The following is a 17102-nucleotide window of genomic DNA, read 5'->3' on the forward strand; positions in this document are numbered from 1 at the left end:
GGCCTTCACCATTATCATGTCGTTTTTCAACGGGCTGTTCGCCTTTGCCGGTATCTATGCCGTCTGGGGGCGCAGCTGTCGGTAATCCTTGTTGCATTGCTCGTGCTCTCTCCGACATGCGTTCGCTCAACTGTTACTGAAATATGACAATCGAGGTCATCCAAGCACTACGGGGTTCAAGCCCGCGCGCATCGCTGGAGAAATCAGGCATCTGGACGAAGCTTTCACTGCTGAAGAGCCAGGCCAGTGGCTTCTGATCAACGCCAAGTCAGGGCGCTATAGCTCGGACTACTTCAACACGAACGAGTTGCTGGAGAATGCGAGGTCTCAGTTCGAACGCTACTTCCCAGAGCGATTCCACCCGCTTCTGCTGGATTTCTGAACGGCTCACGCGTTGCCTTGTTGCTCATCGTTGGGCTGGATGGGGTAGTCGGTCTCGACTAGCAGCCTGACGCCGCGCCTCTGATCTCTGATTGACATTAACGAAAGGCGTGACGGGTTGTGCCAATTTGACGTAACTCACCAATCGCTGGCCTCGGGTTGGCGTCGACTCAATTGACACTTAAAACTTCAAGCAACCGCTTGGTCTGATGGCGTATCGCTATTGTCTCTTGGCTTTCCGAGGGGCATCCTGAATTCCATTTGCGTGGAGATCATTGTTATGGATACACAGGAAAAGCGGTACCCGAGAGAGCGATTTACTAAGCAGTTGATCCGGATTTGTGAGGCGCTGGACAAGGTCTCGACACGCGACTTTGAGTACAAGGTTTTCGATGAGCCGAGCGTTTGTCGTTTGACGGTGAATCAGCTCTGGGTGTTTGGCTCGTACGCTCGAGGAGCTCTGACCTGTGGTGATCTGGATGTTGTCGTCAAGTACACGAAGGTTTCCGGCGCCAAGCCACTGCCTAAGGTCTATACTCGCGCGTTTTTTGGGATTAACCCAGGCGTAAGGTTTTATGACGGTGATCCACAGCAGAATAGCTCCGGAGCAGAATTTTCTGACGGGGTGCTGATTTGGGAAGGCAGCGACGGTGAGACTACTAACTGGAAGTCGCGCATCGACTCAATCGTGCCAGATCCTGATGCGGGGAGGGCTCCGCGCGCGACGGATTGCATCCCCCTGCGCTCGGAGCAATTACGGTTTCACGACGATGACTTTATACGTGCTGCCAAGCTTTATCAGGAGGGCTTCCTTGAGTGGGACTACTTTCCGCTTGATAACGAGCTGATGAGCCCTATCCCAGATTCAGAGCTGTCTCGAAGAGATGCCAGACTGATCACGTTCGCCCAAGACATGACTCAAAAGACTCGTGAGCTTGTACCTGCCATTTGGAGAGTGGCAAGCCGGACTGAGCAAAACGGTACCTGGAGTGAGGCGGAGGGTGAGCGTGCGACATTGCGCTGCGGAAGCACGCTGATTCATGTTGGCAGGCCTACGTTGTCCTTGCGCTGCTTCGAGAGTATGAGAACGCGCCAATTAATGCTCATTCCTCACCGCACCGCTAGAGGCCCCAATGGCGTCTGGCTCATTCGCCGCGGGCCGAAACACCCTCAGGTACTTGGATTCAAGAAGCGTGCGGTGTTCTTCATTGGCTCCCCTGGTACACCTGTCCTTGTCCTTTCGCGCCACGGACATGAGGATGTGCGGATCCTTGAGCTATTCGATTCCAAGAGACAGGCAGCAGCGGCTATTTCCGAGGCGTCTTCAGGGTCTGTGGTAGCGGAAGAGGTGAGTCGGGCCGAGAACGAACAGATCTTTGATCTGATCTCACAGGCAGATGTACTGGAGTATGGCGTTGAACAAATTGCGGTCACTGACATCGGTCGACGTTACCTGGAGCAAGAAGGGAAGGGCGAAGACCAGGAGCGGCTAGTAGGTCTTGCCCAGATGCTTCCAGAAACTGCTTCCTGATTTCGGCTGCAACTGCTGGACTTGTAGCAAGTTCAGCAGTTGCGCAAATACCTGCTCATGGTTGAGCGGGTGTCTTCCAGGTTTGCGGGTATCAGAAGACTAATCAAATCTCAGGTGACGAAAAATTATGAGCAATGTGCCGGGCCTTCAGTATGAGCATTGCTCCGCATGCCCCTACGGATAGCCGTTGGACGCTTAACTGAATTCAAGTCATTGGGCGATGAGGGCACAGCATTTCGTTCGCTGTATCGCTACCTAAGTAGCGAGTCGCGCACAGATTTGCCACCCTCTCCAATATCGGCGAGATCAGTGCAGCCCCATTCTTAGGGGTGACTGATCATCGCCTGTTTTTTAGTGGGTTTTTTCAGCTTTTTGTTTAAGGATTAGGCAGAGGCTTGGACATGTGTTTCAGATACAGGTTTACATAGGATCTGCGAATCATGTGTGGGGTGATTTCTTTTTTGATGCCTGCTGCCGTCGACCACTTTTGCAGCTTGGATTTTACATTGTGTCGCTTCAGTGGTTCTTTGTGATTTTCATTAAAGTCGGTGTATAAGTTTTCTGTGGAGAATCCCTTAGGCGAAAATTGCTTCTGCGTTTTCGTCAGATTTATTTTGAACTTTATGTGCTCGCCGATTTCGCTTTCGAAGCGCCCTGTACAGGAGTATTTTTTGTCGATTTGTTCTAGAGTCGGCAGGAGTTCAGCTAGGCGTAACCCGGATAGCAGCCCATAAAAAAGGAACTGATCTTGTGGGTTTTTGCAGCGAGATGCTGCCGCTCTCAGTGTCGACATATCACTTTCGGAAAGAAGTGTCTTGCTCACGCTCAAATAATGGCGAGGTATGTTAGCCACCGGCATGTTGGCGCTGGCTGGGGCCTGCCTCGAAGCTCTTACCTCATCATGCTGGAGGGCTTCTTCATCTGGAAGAAGATCGGCGCCTGAATTGAGGTTTTTGCTGGCGCAGTGTGGTGCAATTGAGGTGAGTTTATTTAGTGGCAGTCGGCCGACAAGAATAGACAGTCCAGCAGTATTTCGCTCATCTTCGCTTAGATAGGTGAGGGCAGCCTTAATAACGTTGGATTGGATTATTTCGAGCGGTGGACATTCACCGATGAATGGTTCGCTTCGAATTGAATGAGCTAGGTCGTGTTGGTCACGATAACCCAAGCCCCTGGCAAGAAGCTCTCTAGCTTGTAAAAAAAGCATAGGCTTCGAACCAGGCCAGAATTTCTTTATTAGTCGGGCAGACTTTGCGAGTGCACCATTAGGGCGGGTGTCGTTGATGTGAATTGGAACGCGCATGGCAATTCTCCAACGTCAGGGTATCGGCTGCCCGCTGACTATCGTCGAAATGCGTGCTGGAGGATGTAACACCTGTTGGCAATTGCCTTTGCAAACCGACCGCGCGATTCAGGTTGACCGAGAACGCGAAGTTAGCATGCTGAGCTTCAGGGTGCAATGCTCTTTTGTAAACTAAAGTGGATCGGAAAGTGTGTTGAAGTTTGATTTAAATATATATTGATAAGTGCGTTCAGCCTCAGCCCTCTTGTGAACGATAGCTTCCGAGGGCACATCTTCGAACTCTTCGTGTGGATCGTGCCGCATCAGCCATTTCCCACTTCTGCACGGGTCGCCAGCTTGGTATCGCTGGCCGCTTGAGTATGCGATAGGAGTGGCAGCCACAGGTGAGGAGGAAGGGGCAATCGATAGTGCCGGCAGGCCATGACCAGAATCGGCCAATGGCCAAGCGCGACGGCTGATAACCTCATGAGGTGCTCAGCGCGGTCAACCTCGGCGGTCAGCATCCTCATGGCAGCAGCGCCGTCTGCAGTGATGGGTACGTCCGTCAATGCCAATCCGTGCCCTGGGCTACCCCTGTAAAGCTTCTCTTCACTATCAGACCCTGGCAGCCAAAGCTGCATGTTGCAGTGTTGGTGCGACTCTTTGGTGAAACGGCTGAACTTGGCGCTGCTTGGCGTCTCGCCGCGAGATGTTGCGCCGGCCATCAGGAGTGGGATCAGAGTGCTCCCTTTTGTCTGCCCTTCGCGATAGGCATCCGTTGCTTCTCTGGGGTGTTCAATGAGATAGCGATAGCTGGCATCGATCGCAGGGTACCGGCCATGCGAGCAGTAGGTGAGCCTGTAGCTGTCGAGCAAGTGATTACAGTAGTTCTGTGCCAGGGGTTGCCACTCGTCCATCATGGACAGAAAAGTCACGGCAACACCAATGTCAGTTGACTGCTCATCCGTGATCGGACTGAGCAAGATCGGGTTGTTGGCAATCAGCGCTCTTATCAGTGAGGCGAGCGAGGAGGCCTCCTCGAAGGTGTCGGGATCCGCGGCTTCTGTGCTGGAGCATCGCCGAGGGGTTAAGTCATTCTTACTCGTTTGCCAGAGAATCCATAGACCGCGCTGTGCAAGCCGCCCCAGCGTTTCGAACAATTTGATATTGATGTCGACCGATGTCGAGGTGTTGAGCGCCGCGCTCAGCCCGTGTCGTACGTGTACGTGGGGTAGGATCTTTTTACCCAGCAATTCATCCCAGATCTGAAAATGAAGATCCAACAACTCTGAAAAGGTGGTTCCCAAGTCCACCGAGATTTTCTGTGGCTTCGAGGCGACGTGACCTTTGATGTGATCCCAGGCCAAAAGGATTGTGCGCTCACTTGCTCGGTAGGGCGCCTCAAGGTTGTTAGCCGCACGCGCCCATACAAACAGTACCCACAGGCAGATATAGATTTGCCGCAGCCTGGTAAGGCGAGCCTGGGGTGCCATCTCCTCGCCGGTGAGTAACCCCTTTGCCAACTGGGAAAAGTGTTTGTAAGCGATATCGGGCTCATCAATCATAGCGACCGATTTTTGAAAGCTGCTGCGCAATTTCTCGTCAACCAGCTGTTGCTGCAAGACGCCTTGTGTCAGCTTTCCAGCGAGGAAATCGCCATTCCAGATCTGGAACGACACCCGCTCAGCGGTATTCTGCTTGATGAATTGCGTGACGTTTCCCTGGATGGCCTCGTGGATCTCCCCACCAAAGCACAGGCAGATGACCACCTTCAGGTGCTTGTACTGCTCAGCAATCAGCACGGGAATATAAAAATCCGTGATTTCGTTGATCGAGCTTCGCAGACACTGTGTGCCAACGTCCCAATCGTTGCGTGTCAGATCCCCCTGCTTGATTGAGAACAAAAACATCTTGTCCTCTGATATGTCGGTCATCGTATCGATATCGCGACCCACTGCAGCAACGTCCACGCCGTACTGGCGCGTACCCACTGAAGGACGCGAAATCACGTTGAAGCCCAGTTCGCTCAAGAGGTCGGGCAGCACCACGTCGAGCTCGCGCCGTTCACGCAGGGAGGCAAGGTACTCTCTGAATACAAGCTTCATTCTGGTTGACCTTGGCTTTTGGGGTAAGCTCGGTTTTTTGGTTGACCTTGGCTTTTAAGCGTGAGCAGCTTCATTTGCAGTCCGATTGGGTCAAGGACTTCTTCGCGAGGTAACTCAAAGCTGTGGCTAAAGCTCGCAAGGAATTGTTCCATTCTTCTCGGCTCTTTGGCGCTGTGCTCCCCATCACCATTCTCGTCCCGATGGAGAAGACTGTCGTCTACCCACGTAACCATGCCGTTGCCATGAAGCAGAATTCGCTCTGAAATCAGACTGGCCAGGGGGGAGCTTTGGCGCGACTCGCGCATCATGTCATTCATGGCGTCGGAGCGGCGTTGTCCTTCGAGTTGCCTCTCACGTTCGGAAGGCTGTAGCTCTGCAATGAAGCCAACCTGCTCAAGTGCATCTCGGTATTGGTTCAGCTGATCAAGTGCGCGCCTTACGATCGGAGCAGCTTTGTCTTCCTTGTTGTCAGCGATAGTCCGAAGTTTCTCTTCGATGCTCGTGAAGTTGATGAGAATCGGGTTGAACAACAGGTCGCTCAGCACCAGGGAAAGTTGCGTTGGCGGCGATGGACTGCCTTGCTGCTCTTCAGGTAAAAGCTCCTCACTAGCTTGCTCTGCACTGGCTTGCTCTTCACGCATTTTCGGCCGCCGAGCACCCTCTCTAGGCCGTGCTGATGTGTGCCACCCTGAGGGCTTGATAGCCGCGCGTACTACTTGGCTGAGAGCGCTGGCTTTCGGAGTCAGGCTCAACCTCTTCGAGTTTAAATCCTCGTCCTCGCCGGCAGAGTCACGCCTCAGGGTAGTTAAGCATCGCCCCAAGCCAACTAGAAAGCTCGCGGCGATCTGAGGCTTCATGAAAAACGTCGCGACACCCCTGCAAGCAATGCTCTCGATTTCACGTTTAGTGAAGTCAAACTGATCAAAATCCAGCTGGAAGACGTATGTGTCTTTACCATTGAATAGCCCATCGTTTAACGCTTCACATAGGCTGTTTGGGCCTGTCCGCAACCAATCAACTATCCACGATTCGATATCTTGGGCAGGGCCATCGCCCAGCCTTCTAATGGTGGAGTCGAAATTTTCGAATTGGAATGCCGAGTCTAGCCTCAGCAAGACATCCGCAATGAACGCCCGAGCGTCATCAGCGCCGCCTTCCTTGATCAAATGAACTAGACCTAGGTCGATCAGCTTCAGGGTCTGCGGAGCAAGCTCGACGGCGCGCAGCAATGAGAGCAGTGCAGTTCTCATTGATGATGAGAGATTTTTGAAGCTGAAAGCTAGTGCGTAAGCAAGGTGGTGAGCAACCTTGGGTGAAGTGGGCACGGAAGCCTGGCTTATCAGTGCCTCCAGATCTGTAGTCAAATCCGCGGGAATCGACTCTGTCCAACTCAACAGCGTTCGTGTTAGTGCACCGCGAAGCTCATCGTCAGTCTCGCCTGCCACCGACTCACGAAGTATAGCGAGCGCCTGTCGCCACTCTTCCTCAAGGATGAACGGCGGTATAGATAACGCTTCGATTGCGTAAGCTTTCTCCATCGCAGTGCCTACTTGAACGAAGCGAAAGGCGCGACCTGCGAAGTACGGCAAGTCGGCGTTGAGTCCTGAACGGATAGCTATCGTTAAGCTGTAAAGTTCGTTGGGATCCGCTTCGCCCGAGTCAATGAGAGCAAGGAGTTCCTTTGGCCTATTTGGCGATGCGCTGCACCATCGACTTAGCGTCTCGGTGACCTCATGTTCTTCTCCGGCAGAAAGGCGGGCGAGAATTTTCAGCGTCTTTAACACCGCAGGTAAGCACGCCTCCAATCGTTCGATTGCCAGACCGTAGATGCGCCGCCCTTGGTAACCTCGATGGTCACTGAAGCTGTTCAGCGCACGTTTCGGTGTGCCGTGTTCAGTTTCGTTTTGTTCGCCGTCTAGTGCGCCATCTAGTGCAATGCAGGAAAATGGTTCAAGTAGGTCAATTTCACCGTCGTTATGGGCATTGGCCAGCTCTTGCGCAATAGGCTCAAAGTGCAGGTAACGACACTCCCACCGATCACTGAAAATGGCGTCCAGTAACGTTCCGTTTTGATTGAGTTCAACGATCTCAGCGCGGGTGGGAAGAATCATCCATGGCTCCTCAGCGGGACGCTATTCGATGGCAAATTCTATCGGCAGGCAGGGAAGGGTGGGAATGCCTTTTCGTTGTCGTGTGGGCCCTTGAAGGCGGCTGAAGCAGTCTCGTGAGGGGGGCGATGCTGGTCTGGGCGAGGTAGGGCTTTTGGAGGGTAAGGTGCAACGAGTTGCATCTTTTAGAGGATTGTTGCAAAAAAAGCTTGGAAGCCCCGGTTTTGCTGGGTTAGAATGCGCTCACACCGGGATACGTAGGGCGTCTAGAAGATAGGTTAGACCGGGGCTCCTGATATAAAGAGTCGAATCTCTACGCTTCCGCCATACAAGTGCCTGATTTCATTGATGTTCATCCCCGTTGAATCCTCAAAAGGGAACGTTTGGGAACACTTTGGGAATCGAAGGCAAAAAAAGGGGCCTTTATGGCCCCTTTTTTTATGTTCTCAACTCAACCTGAGTGTCTGGTTTAGCAACCCCACCACATCTGGTCCGTCCTGGCTGATCCACTTCGCGTAGTTCCTGAAAATCATGGCTGTCGAGGTGTGCCCCAACTGATCCGCAATCCACTCTGGTGTGGCCAGGCCACTGCTCAGCATCTGGCTGGCGAAGGTATGTCGGCCGGTGTTCGATCCGTGCTGGCGAACGCCGACACCTACCAGATGGTGGATCCACCAGCCGTGCCGAAGTACGTCCGAGGACGGGTACGGCTCGCCCGTGGCCGTGTTGTGAGAGACAAACTGTACACGCTGCTCGCGAATCGTCCGGTTATCGCGCTCGACGACCTTGATGAGGTCTGCCGGCAGTTGCCTAGGGTACCGTGCCTGCGCTTGCAGCGCGCGGAGTGCTGGTGCGAGCAGCTTGACTCTGCGAGGCGACCGCCGTGTCTTCTTCACCTTACATTGCTTGGCAAGGTGAACCCGACAAGCCCGGTAAGCCCCTTCGGGGTGTACTGGCTGGATGCCGCCGCATTCGGACTGGCGATGTGCGCATCGTCTATCGTATCCAGGGTACTGAAATCGTGGTTGTCCTGTGCGCTGGGGCCCGACGCGACGACGAAGTCTATGAGACTGCTGTACTGCGAGTCTGATTCCAAAACCCGCTGATGCGGGGCGAGGTTATACGTGAGCAGGCTTTTGCTCTGGCACCAGTCGCACCTCCACGCGCTGGTCTAGTGCGCGGGCGGCGCTCGCCAGCGTCATGCCCGGATCGTCTTGGTCGAGTGCGCGATCCACTGCGGTACGACTGGTGTGCATGCGTGCAGCCAGTGCTTTCTTAGTCACCTTCTGACTTTTCATGGCTTCAGCGATTTGCCAAGAGATGACCCGCTTGAGTGGAACCAGTTCGATGCCAACGGCAACCCATTCCCTGCAGACCTGTACAGCAAGCTGAGCCAGGCCAGCACCCACTGATGTCCGCCCGGAGCCCTCAGCCGGGAAGTGAACCTGGCCTTGAAGAAAACACCATAACGATCAAACAGAGCAAGACAAATGCTGCGACGTCGGCTTAGCCGAACATTCGCAATGCTACCTGACGAAGATGGTCTGAGCATTCTGGGTCATGTGATCAAAGAGCCTTTGACGTAGCGCACCGTCTTTTCCAAAGTGCGCGCCATGTCGGGATGCGTAAGCTGATACTTCCGCTCCAGGCACTCGGTACCACTCATGTCGAAGCGCTGCGTCTGGATGAAGTTCAATGACTCTGCGCTGATCGAGAATCGGGTTGCCAGTCCGGGAATCTTCAATAGCCACCTCAGCAACCTTATTGATACATGGTGGCGGGGCGGCTTCACCTCCAGCGTTTGTGCCATCTGCGTAAGCATCCCCTGTAAGTTCGGTGTGTGCTTATACAGCGCCAGAACCTGCCGATTGGCCATAGCGGGGTCGAACGCCACGCGGGTTATCAGCGTCACCAGATAATCGACACTGACTAACGGCAACCAATGGCTGGCGGAACCGGGTATGGCCTTGAACCGGCCTTGCGCCAGGTTTCGGATCAGTTCGGCCATAGGTTGCCCTTCCACGATGTGCCCACTCTCGCTGTGTCCACATACCGTCGCGGGGTGAACGATGGTGTAATCCGCGCCGGCTTCGTGCATGTAACGAATGACTTCAAAATGGGACTCGAGCTTGCTGCCTTCGTAGCCGCCAACACGGCCGTAGACTGCGGGCCAGTGGGTGTTTTCAGGGTGCTGGTGATCAACCCCGATACTGGCAAGATGGCTAAGGTTCTGCAGCATGAAGCCACCCACCATCACCAGTCGGATACGCTGGTTCGCTGCCAGCCTCGCTACGTTCAGTGCCCCTTGCACATTCACTGTGCGGGCGCGCTCCATTGTCAGCCCCCAGCAGAACTGCGCGGCGAGGTGGAAGATTACCGACGCCGAAGCCACGTACTGCCTGTCGACCTCGCTGAGTCCAAGCCCTTCCTTGCTTATATCGCCCTCAACCGCATGGATATGCGCAGGATTACCGCCCAATCGGCCTACCTGCTCTTTGAGGCGCTCGATGTTTTCGGGGCTGCGCATAAGCACCCAGGTCTTGTGCCCTGTTGCAGTCAGGCGGGCCATTAAATGTTGGCCCACAAACCCACTGCCGCCGGTAACGAAGCATTCCACGCTCATGCCTGATTCCTTGTCTGGATAATGGGCGCAGGCTAAAGTGTAGAGCCCGCTCTACAGTCAAGGAGTTTTTGTTGTGAACATTGGGGAGTTGGAGCGGCGCAGTGGCGTCGGCCGCCATGCATTGCGTTATTACGAACGGCTCGGGCTTATCGCGGCCAATCGACAGGCCAATAACTACCGTCGCTACAGCGAGCAGGCCGTGATTGATCTGGCCTTCATTCAAAGTGCCCAGGGCGTGGGTTTTTCACTCGCCGAGATTGGGGAGATACTCGCGGCCAAGCGGGGCAATACGATCAACTGCGCCCAAGGCGCGGCGCTGGTCGCCAGCAAAATGGCCGACATTCAGGCGCGGATCACTGGCTTGCAAGCTACGTATGTTTTTCTGGACGCGGAGCGTGCAAAACTTGAAGCCAGTGCCATTGCCCACGGGCACACTATTGCCTAACCGACGATAATGATCAGTGAGTAGCGCTTGGCTCTATGGCGTTGCGCCGCAGGCGTATGGCCAGCTGGGCGGTGAGCTTGAAGAGCATGGCGCTGAAGATCAGTGCGAAGCCCAGCGGATACCAGGAACCCATGGGCAGGCGTTTGTAGAATGACAGCATGAATACGCCAGCAATCACCCAAGTGCCGGTGACATGCAGCCATTTCCACGCGCGAGCGCCCAGCAGTTTCACTGCGGCGGGGAAGGAGGTAATGGTCATCAGGATGATGAACAGATAGCCGATCGACCCAGGAATATTCGCTGTGGCCGTACGGCCATGCCAGAAGGTGTCGGGGAAGAACTTCACATACAACAGGATCAGGACCGCATGCACAGCGTGGGAAAAGGCAAAAGCCAGCCCAAGAAAGCGCCGGTTGCGCAGCAGGCTGCGCGTGAAGGCAGTCGGTACCAGGGCTGCAAGGGAGGAGGCGAGGAAGGTCAGCAGGAACAGGGCGAAGGATGTACGTGCGGTGGTCCGGATCGCGCTGCGCAGGGCTTCTACCCATTGAGGCTGGTACCACAGCGCCAGCGAAGTGACGATCAGCACCAAAAGGGACAACAGTGAGAACAGTCGCCAACCCTGGAGGCTGGCAGTTTCGGCGTGGCGGTTCATGGCGGGCTCCGAGGTATCAACGCTGCGCGCGGGATGTCGCAGCGTTTCGCGGTGCCATGGTGTCAACGGCGTTTATCCCGGGTATGTCCAGAAAAGCGCGCTGTGTATCACTTTGTAGGTGATTGGAGGCGATATCGGCTGTAAACCTGATCGCCCCCTGGGCCTCGACAATCTTGCAGGCCGGCGGCCTGGATCACTTGATCAACGGCACACCGCTGAGCTTCTGCAGTTCATCAAAGTCGATGTCAGCACAAATCTCGACCACTTTCAGCCCTTCAGGCGTCACTTCAAGCACGGCCAGGTCGGTGTAGATACGGCTGACGCAAGCGATGCCGGTCAGCGGGTAGGTGCACTCGGGCACCAGCTTGCTTTCGCCGGTCTTGGTCAGATGGTCCATCATCACGAACACCTGACGGGCGCCGGTAGCCAGGTCCATCGCGCCGCCTACGGCAGGGATCGAACCTTCGGCGCCGGTGTGCCAGTTGGCCAGGTCGCCCTTGACCGACACCTGGAAGGCGCCCAGCACAGCGATGTCCAGGTGGCCGCCACGCATCATCGAGAACGAGTCGGCGTGGTGGAAGTAGGCACCGCCGGTCAGCAGGGTCACGTGCTGCTTGCCGGCGTTGATCAGGTCATCGTCTTCCTCGCCCGGCGCCGGGCTCGGGCCCATGCCCAGCAGGCCGTTCTCGCTGTGCAGGAACACTTCCTTGTCGCCCAGGTAGTTGGCCACCAGGGTCGGTGCGCCGATGCCCAGGTTTACGTAGGCGCCTTCCTGGATGTCTGCGGCCACGCGTTGGGCCATCTCGGTGCGGGACAGTTTTTTGGTGATGGTCATGGCAGGCCTCAGACAGCTTTGGCAATCGAAGAAGCGGCAGCGCCGGACACGGCGACCACGCGCTGGACGAAGATACCCGGGGTGATGATGTGCTCCGGGTCCAGTTCGCCGAGTTCGACGACCTGGTCAACCTGGGCGATGGCGGTCTTGGCGGCCATGGCCATGATCGGGCCGAAGTTGCGGGCGGCCTTGCGGTAGGTCAGGTTGCCCCAACGGTCGCCCTTGTGCGCCTTGATCAGCGCAAAGTCGGCGTGCAGCGGCATTTCCAGCACGTACTGGCGGCCGTCGATCTCACGGGTTTCCTTGCCTTCGGCCAGCAGGGTGCCGTAGCCGGTCGGCGAGAAGAACGCACCAATGCCCGAGCCCGCTGCGCGGATACGCTCGGCCAGGTTGCCTTGCGGCACCACTTCCAGCTCGATCTTGCCGGCCCGGTACAGTTCGTCGAACACGTAGGAATCGGACTGACGCGGGAACGAGCAGATCACCTTGCGCACGCTGCCTGCCATGAGCAAGGCGGCCAGGCCGATCTCGCCGTTGCCGGCGTTGTTGCTGATGATGGTCAGGTCGCGGGCACCGGTTGCGATCAGGCCGTCGATCAGTTCGGACGGCATGCCGGCAGTGCCAAAGCCACCGACCATGATGGTCGAACCGTCGGTGATCCCTTCCACCGCGCTGGCGATGGACTCAAACGTTTTATTGATCAAGGCGAGCTCCTGGTTGTTCCTGGAGTTGAGTTGTAGGGCTGGCCGGCGCGCGGTGAAGCGATGGGGCCAGTCAGCAGCTGGAATTGGTTGCTGACTTTCGCTATAGCGTGCCGCAAGATAGGGCAACAGTAGAGAGGGTTTGGCGGAATTTGTGCGATTATCGAACTGTTGTGCGATATGCGGGCAGTTTCGGTCGCTATTTGTCGCAATTCAGCCGCAGGCCATTTAAAGCCCGTGCACACCTACAAAGTCTCCTGGCGTCAAGGCAATGCGTCATGCACTTCGGGTTCAGGCATCATGTGTCCAGCCAGTTGCCAGAAGCTGAACCCCCCAATGCCAGACTCCAGCAAACCCAACCGCGCCATCTACGACCTGGACATGCTCCGCACCGTGGTCATGGTGGCCGACTGCGGCAGCTTTACCACCGCCGCTGCCCGCCTGCATTCCACCCAGTCAACGGTCAGCCAGAAGGTGCGGCGGCTGGAGGAAATGGTCGGCCACCAGTTGCTCGACCGCAGCAACCGCGAGGTGCACCCCACCGATGCCGGAGAAACCTTGCTGGGCTTCGCACGCCACCTGCTGGCGGTCAGCAGCCAGCTGACCGAAGCGATGTCGGGCGGGGTGACCGTGACCGCGCGCATCGGCCTGCCGGACGATTTTGTCGCTGGCAAGACCATGCAGGCGCTGGCGGCCTTCAACCGGCGTAATCCGACAGTGAAACTGGAAATTACCGGTGGTCTGAGCCGCGACCTGATGAGCAGCTATGACCGTGGCGAGCTCGACCTGGTGCTGATCAAGCAGCGTCGGCATAGCCGGGAGGCCAATGCCTGCCAGCCAGAGCGCATCGAGTGGATCGACAGTGCGCAATACCCGTGTTTTGCCCAGGACCCTATCCCGCTGGTGACCTTTCCGGCGCGTGGCCTGTACCGCGATGACATGATCGGGGCGGTTGAGGCCATGGGGCGCAGTTGGCGTATCGCGTTTACCAGTTCCAGCCTGGCGGGGATTCAGGAAGCGGTCGCCAATGGGTTGGGGGTGAGCCTGCTGCCGTCCCGCGTTGTCACGCCCAGGCATCAGGTGCTGGGGGCGCAGGAGGGGTTCAAGCCGATCACAGTGTTTGAGGCGGCGATTTTCCATCGGCCCACGGCAGACCCGATGGTTATCGAGCTTGCCGAGATTCTGATCGGTATCTTGCGCGCCGAGGCCGAGTGAGCCACGGCCGATAGGGGGCTTGGGCAATGCCTCCGGCACCGAGGTTCGCCGTACTACTTTCCGGCGGAGACAAAGCCTTCTCGTCGCAGCAGCTCCATGTGGGTTGGCTTGATCGTGACTTGATGAAACTCGTCGCCCGAAAACCAGCGACACTCGACGATTTCATGCGAGGGCTGGGGCTGCATCGGCGCCGGGACGGTCATGCGATAGACCCAGTGTTCTTCGTACTGGAGCACGCTATGTCCGAGAAACTGGGCATCACTGAGGTGCAAGCAGGTTTCTTCAAACAGCTCACGGTGTGCCGCTTCGAGCTGTGTTTCGCCGGGGTCGATCTTGCCGCCAGGCAGAGACCACACTGAAGCCTCCTGGCGCACCAGCAGAATCTTGTCGGCCTGCAGGCAGATGATAGTGGCGTGCAGCTCTTTCGATGGGTTCATGGTGGCTCCTCCTGTATCAACGGAAGGCCCTGCCGGGACGCCAAAGTTCAGGTGAGGCGGTGAATGGCCTTCGCGGTACAAGGTCGCACCCGGACCCGCCCGCGTTGGCCGATTGTTTGCGCTAGCGCCGCAGCTCTGCTGCAAACTGCGCAGCCTGCAACTGCAACTGCGCGGGCCCGCCCCAGAATGCGCCGTGCCGCACGATCACTCGCTCATGAAGGGCTGCCGCCACCGCCGCCGCGGCATTCGGAGCCTTGAACAGGACAAAGCTGGCTTCGTTGCCGACCTTCAAGCCGTAATCCTGCTTGCCCATCACCGCGGCACTGGCCTCGGTCGCCATGTGCAGCGCAACCCGCAGTTCTTCGTCGGTGTTAAAGCCCGAGCGATAGCTGACCAGCATCGCACGCTGCAGCATGTCGCCGTTGCCGTAAGGCCACCAGGCATCCTGGATGTTGTCGTTGCCGGTGAATACGCGCACGCCGCCAGCACGTAAACGCAGCACAGGCGGGAAGGCGTGGTCGCCAGGGGCGTTGGTCATGATCGAGATGCCCGCGCCGGCCAGTAGTTCGGCGGTGCGGTCGAGCACTGAATCCGCTACATCGCCCAGGCCATAGGCGTGGCTGACCGCAACCAGGCCCTGCATGCCCAGTGCCTGGGTGCGTGCGGCAATGCGTTCAAGCTGGGCGATGCAGATATCGCCGGGCTCGTGCAGGTGGATGTCCACTTTCACGCCATGCCGGTCGGCGATGCCGAACACGATATCCAGCTGGGCTTCGGCGTCACCGTCCAGGGTGGTCGGGTCGATGCCGCCGACCACCTGCACGCCTTCGCGCACGGCGGCTTCCATCACTTCGGCGGTGCCAGGGCAGGTCACCACGCCGGCCTGGGGGAAGGCCACCAGTTCGATGTCGATCAGCTCTTTCCACTTGTCCTGGGCTTCGAGCATGGCCCGCAGGTTGCTCAGGCCGGTGCTGGCATCCACGTCCACATGGCAGCGCATGGCCAGGGTGCCGAACGAGGCGGCCTGGCGGATCAGCGCGTCGGCGCGCTCGACGATCGGCGGGGCGCTGGCCAGTTCGCGTTTTTCCACGGCCAGGCGCTCGCGCAGGCTGGCGACAGGTTGGTGCGGTCGCCAGCGGTCGCCGACAAAGCTCTTGTCCAGGTGAATATGGCCGTCGACGAAGCCGGGCAGCACCAGCAGGCCTTCCAGGTCGATGGTTTCGCGGGCTGGGCTGCTGGCACGCAGCGGTCCGATGTGGGTGATGCGGCCGTTGGTAACAGCGATGTGCAGGGGCAGGCCATCGGCATCGATGGCGTTGATGAACTCACGGTCGTTCATGATCGGGCCTTTTCACTGAGGCTTGGGTGATGTCCCACGGTAGGGAGGATGCGGTCATGTCACAAATTAATTATCAGGATTGCATGCAGTGCGTTTCTGGATGCAGGTGAGTGCCGTTTGCCTGCATTAAAAACCCCACTGAACCCGATGCCGATAATTAACTTTCAAACCTTTCGAACTCGGCCCAGCATTGCTCCCAGGATCAGCCCAGGCGCCTGCTACGGCGCCTCTCAGGGCAGGTTTCATAAACAATAAAAACAAATGCTGTGTCGGAGTCCCCCTATGACCCAAGATTCCAAGCTGCTGCGTGCCGCGCTGATTTTCATTGCCTGTACTTCGTTCATTGTCTGTGGCGTACAACCTATCTTCATGGGGCTGGTCACCGAGCAACTGAGCCTGTCGCTCGACCAGCAGGGTTGGGTGGTGTCGGTCGAGATGATCGGCATGACGCTGGGCACCTTGCTTTGCCCGCTGCTGATGAAGCGCCATGGCGGTCGCAGCCTGTGCCTGCTGGTTGGCGCGCTGTGCGTGGCGTTGAGCATTGCCACTGCCTTCACCACCAGCAACACGATGCTGCTGGCCGTGCGCATGGGGGCTGGCACCTGTGCCGGGCTGGTATATGCATATGCGGTGTCGACGCTGGGCCGCCTGCCCAATCAGGACCGTTCGTTCGGGTTGATGCTGTTGCTGCAGACCCCGGAGTACTCGCTGTTCTCCGCAGCGCTGCCGCTGCTTGCCGCGCAGAGCGGTACGGTGACCGCCTTGTGCGCATTTGGCCTGTGGTACCTGCTGATCTGCGGGGCCAGCCTGGTGCTGCCGCGTCGCCCGGCAGTGGCGCTGGCCAGTGGCGAAGGTTCGCCCGCCCAGGGTGGTTCGGCGCGCACGGGGCGCACTGCGCTGCTGGGCATGTTGTTCATGCAGGTGGCCATCTACTGCGTGTGGGGCTTCATTGATCAGCTGGCGCGGGACCAGGGCATTGCCGGCGTCGATATCGGCTGGGCGTTTGGTCTTTCGGCGATCGGTGGCTTGCCGGGTGCGGGGTTGCCGAGCTTGCTGGGTGCACGGGTCAATCGGCAGTTGATGATCGCCGTGGGGCTGGTGGCGGTGTTTATCTCGATCGCCATGCTGACCGGCCATACCCGCACGCCAATGCAGCTGTTTGTCGCGCTGCTGCTGATCAATTTTGGCTGGGTGCTGTCGTTGTCGTATTACATGGCACTGATCACGACCAATGATCCGACTGGCAAGCTCACGCCTTTGGTCAGTATCACCCTGATGGGCGCTGCGGCGGTGACCCCGGCGCTGATTGCCATGCTGGTGGAGGGCTCCAACCAGCAACTGATCTTTCTGCTGGGGACGGGGGCGTTGCTGATTGCCTTTGCGGTGACTTGCTTTGGCGCGGGGCCCAAGGGCCTGCGCCGTAGCCCCCTCGACGCCAGTTGAGGCGG

At 57.4% G+C, this 17102-nt stretch carries 15 protein-coding genes and 1 pseudogene; 5 read left to right on the forward strand and 11 right to left on the reverse strand.

The features are described 5' to 3' along the window. Positions 1-646: 646 nt before the first annotated feature. Complete coding sequence (locus AC5O5I_RS09660; protein WP_494512485.1) at positions 647-1912, forward strand: hypothetical protein; 1266 nt, start codon at positions 647-649, stop codon at positions 1910-1912. Positions 1913-2288: 376 nt separating this feature from the next. Here AC5O5I_RS09660 and AC5O5I_RS09665 read toward each other — a convergent pair whose 3' ends face one another. The 4 genes from AC5O5I_RS09665 to AC5O5I_RS09680 all read right to left on the reverse strand — a co-directional run bounded on the left by AC5O5I_RS09665 (position 2289) and on the right by AC5O5I_RS09680 (position 8303). After that, positions 2289-3215 carry a site-specific integrase gene (locus AC5O5I_RS09665; protein WP_494512486.1) on the reverse strand — a complete coding sequence of 309 codons (927 nt, stop codon included), beginning with the start codon at positions 3213-3215 and terminating at the stop codon, positions 2289-2291. 302 nt (positions 3216-3517) lie between these two features. Next, positions 3518-5299, reverse strand: coding sequence for a chemotaxis protein (locus AC5O5I_RS09670; protein WP_494512487.1), 1782 nt, complete (start codon positions 5297-5299; stop codon positions 3518-3520). Beyond that, the gene (locus AC5O5I_RS09675) at positions 5296-7410 is read right to left on the reverse strand and encodes a hypothetical protein (protein WP_494512488.1); all 2115 of its coding nucleotides are present in this window, start codon (positions 7408-7410) and stop codon (positions 5296-5298) included. Before AC5O5I_RS09675 ends, AC5O5I_RS09670 begins: the two co-directional genes overlap by 4 nt. Positions 7411-7853: 443 nt before the next feature. Next, on the reverse strand, positions 7854-8303 hold the full coding sequence (locus tag AC5O5I_RS09680) for a site-specific integrase (protein WP_494512489.1): 450 nt from the start codon (positions 8301-8303) through the stop codon (positions 7854-7856). Between the two features lie 17 nt (positions 8304-8320). Here AC5O5I_RS09680 and AC5O5I_RS09685 point away from each other — a divergent pair. Then, positions 8321-8497, forward strand: a pseudogene (locus tag AC5O5I_RS09685) (type II toxin-antitoxin system RelE family toxin); the annotation flags it as partial. Between the two features lie 28 nt (positions 8498-8525). On the opposite strand, the gene AC5O5I_RS09690 reads toward AC5O5I_RS09685, so the two are convergent. Beyond that, entirely contained in the window at positions 8526-8804 is a 279-nt protein-coding gene (locus tag AC5O5I_RS09690) for a Fis family transcriptional regulator (protein WP_494512751.1), read from the reverse strand. A gap of 161 nt (positions 8805-8965) precedes the next feature. Next, the gene (locus AC5O5I_RS09695; protein ID WP_494512490.1) at positions 8966-10030 is read right to left on the reverse strand and encodes an SDR family oxidoreductase; all 1065 of its coding nucleotides are present in this window, start codon (positions 10028-10030) and stop codon (positions 8966-8968) included. A 73-nt stretch (positions 10031-10103) separates the two neighbouring features. Here AC5O5I_RS09695 and AC5O5I_RS09700 point away from each other — a divergent pair, with 73 nt between their 5' ends. Next, a complete protein-coding gene (locus AC5O5I_RS09700) occupies positions 10104-10475 on the forward strand; it encodes a MerR family transcriptional regulator (protein WP_494512491.1) in 372 nt (123 codons plus the stop codon). Between the two features lie 13 nt (positions 10476-10488). Here the strand turns inward: AC5O5I_RS09700 and AC5O5I_RS09705 are convergent, their stop codons facing one another. From AC5O5I_RS09705 to AC5O5I_RS09715, 3 genes are all read right to left on the reverse strand, one after another. Beyond that, positions 10489-11127, reverse strand: coding sequence for a cytochrome b family protein (locus AC5O5I_RS09705; RefSeq protein ID WP_172285340.1), 639 nt, complete (start codon positions 11125-11127; stop codon positions 10489-10491). Between the two features lie 193 nt (positions 11128-11320). Then, the gene (locus AC5O5I_RS09710; protein ID WP_172218676.1) at positions 11321-11962 is read right to left on the reverse strand and encodes a 3-oxoacid CoA-transferase subunit B; all 642 of its coding nucleotides are present in this window, start codon (positions 11960-11962) and stop codon (positions 11321-11323) included. A gap of 8 nt (positions 11963-11970) precedes the next feature. Beyond that, positions 11971-12666, reverse strand: coding sequence for a 3-oxoacid CoA-transferase subunit A (locus AC5O5I_RS09715; RefSeq protein ID WP_172218674.1), 696 nt, complete (start codon positions 12664-12666; stop codon positions 11971-11973). Between the two features lie 333 nt (positions 12667-12999). Here AC5O5I_RS09715 and AC5O5I_RS09720 point away from each other — a divergent pair, with 333 nt between their 5' ends. After that, the gene (locus tag AC5O5I_RS09720) at positions 13000-13878 is read left to right on the forward strand and encodes a LysR substrate-binding domain-containing protein (RefSeq protein WP_172218672.1); all 879 of its coding nucleotides are present in this window, start codon (positions 13000-13002) and stop codon (positions 13876-13878) included. 53 nt (positions 13879-13931) lie between these two features. Here AC5O5I_RS09720 and AC5O5I_RS09725 read toward each other — a convergent pair whose 3' ends face one another. After that, the gene (locus AC5O5I_RS09725) at positions 13932-14315 is read right to left on the reverse strand and encodes an NUDIX domain-containing protein (RefSeq protein ID WP_494512492.1); all 384 of its coding nucleotides are present in this window, start codon (positions 14313-14315) and stop codon (positions 13932-13934) included. 121 nt (positions 14316-14436) lie between these two features. Further along, on the reverse strand, positions 14437-15654 hold the full coding sequence (locus tag AC5O5I_RS09730) for an amidohydrolase family protein (protein ID WP_494512493.1): 1218 nt from the start codon (positions 15652-15654) through the stop codon (positions 14437-14439). Positions 15655-15936: 282 nt separating this feature from the next. Between AC5O5I_RS09730 and AC5O5I_RS09735 the strand changes: the two genes are divergently transcribed. After that, complete coding sequence (locus tag AC5O5I_RS09735; protein WP_172218668.1) at positions 15937-17097, forward strand: MFS transporter; 1161 nt, start codon at positions 15937-15939, stop codon at positions 17095-17097. The last annotated feature ends 5 nt before the right edge of the window (positions 17098-17102 follow it).

The sequence above is a fragment of the Pseudomonas sp. 9_2_1 genome (assembly GCF_059295275.1).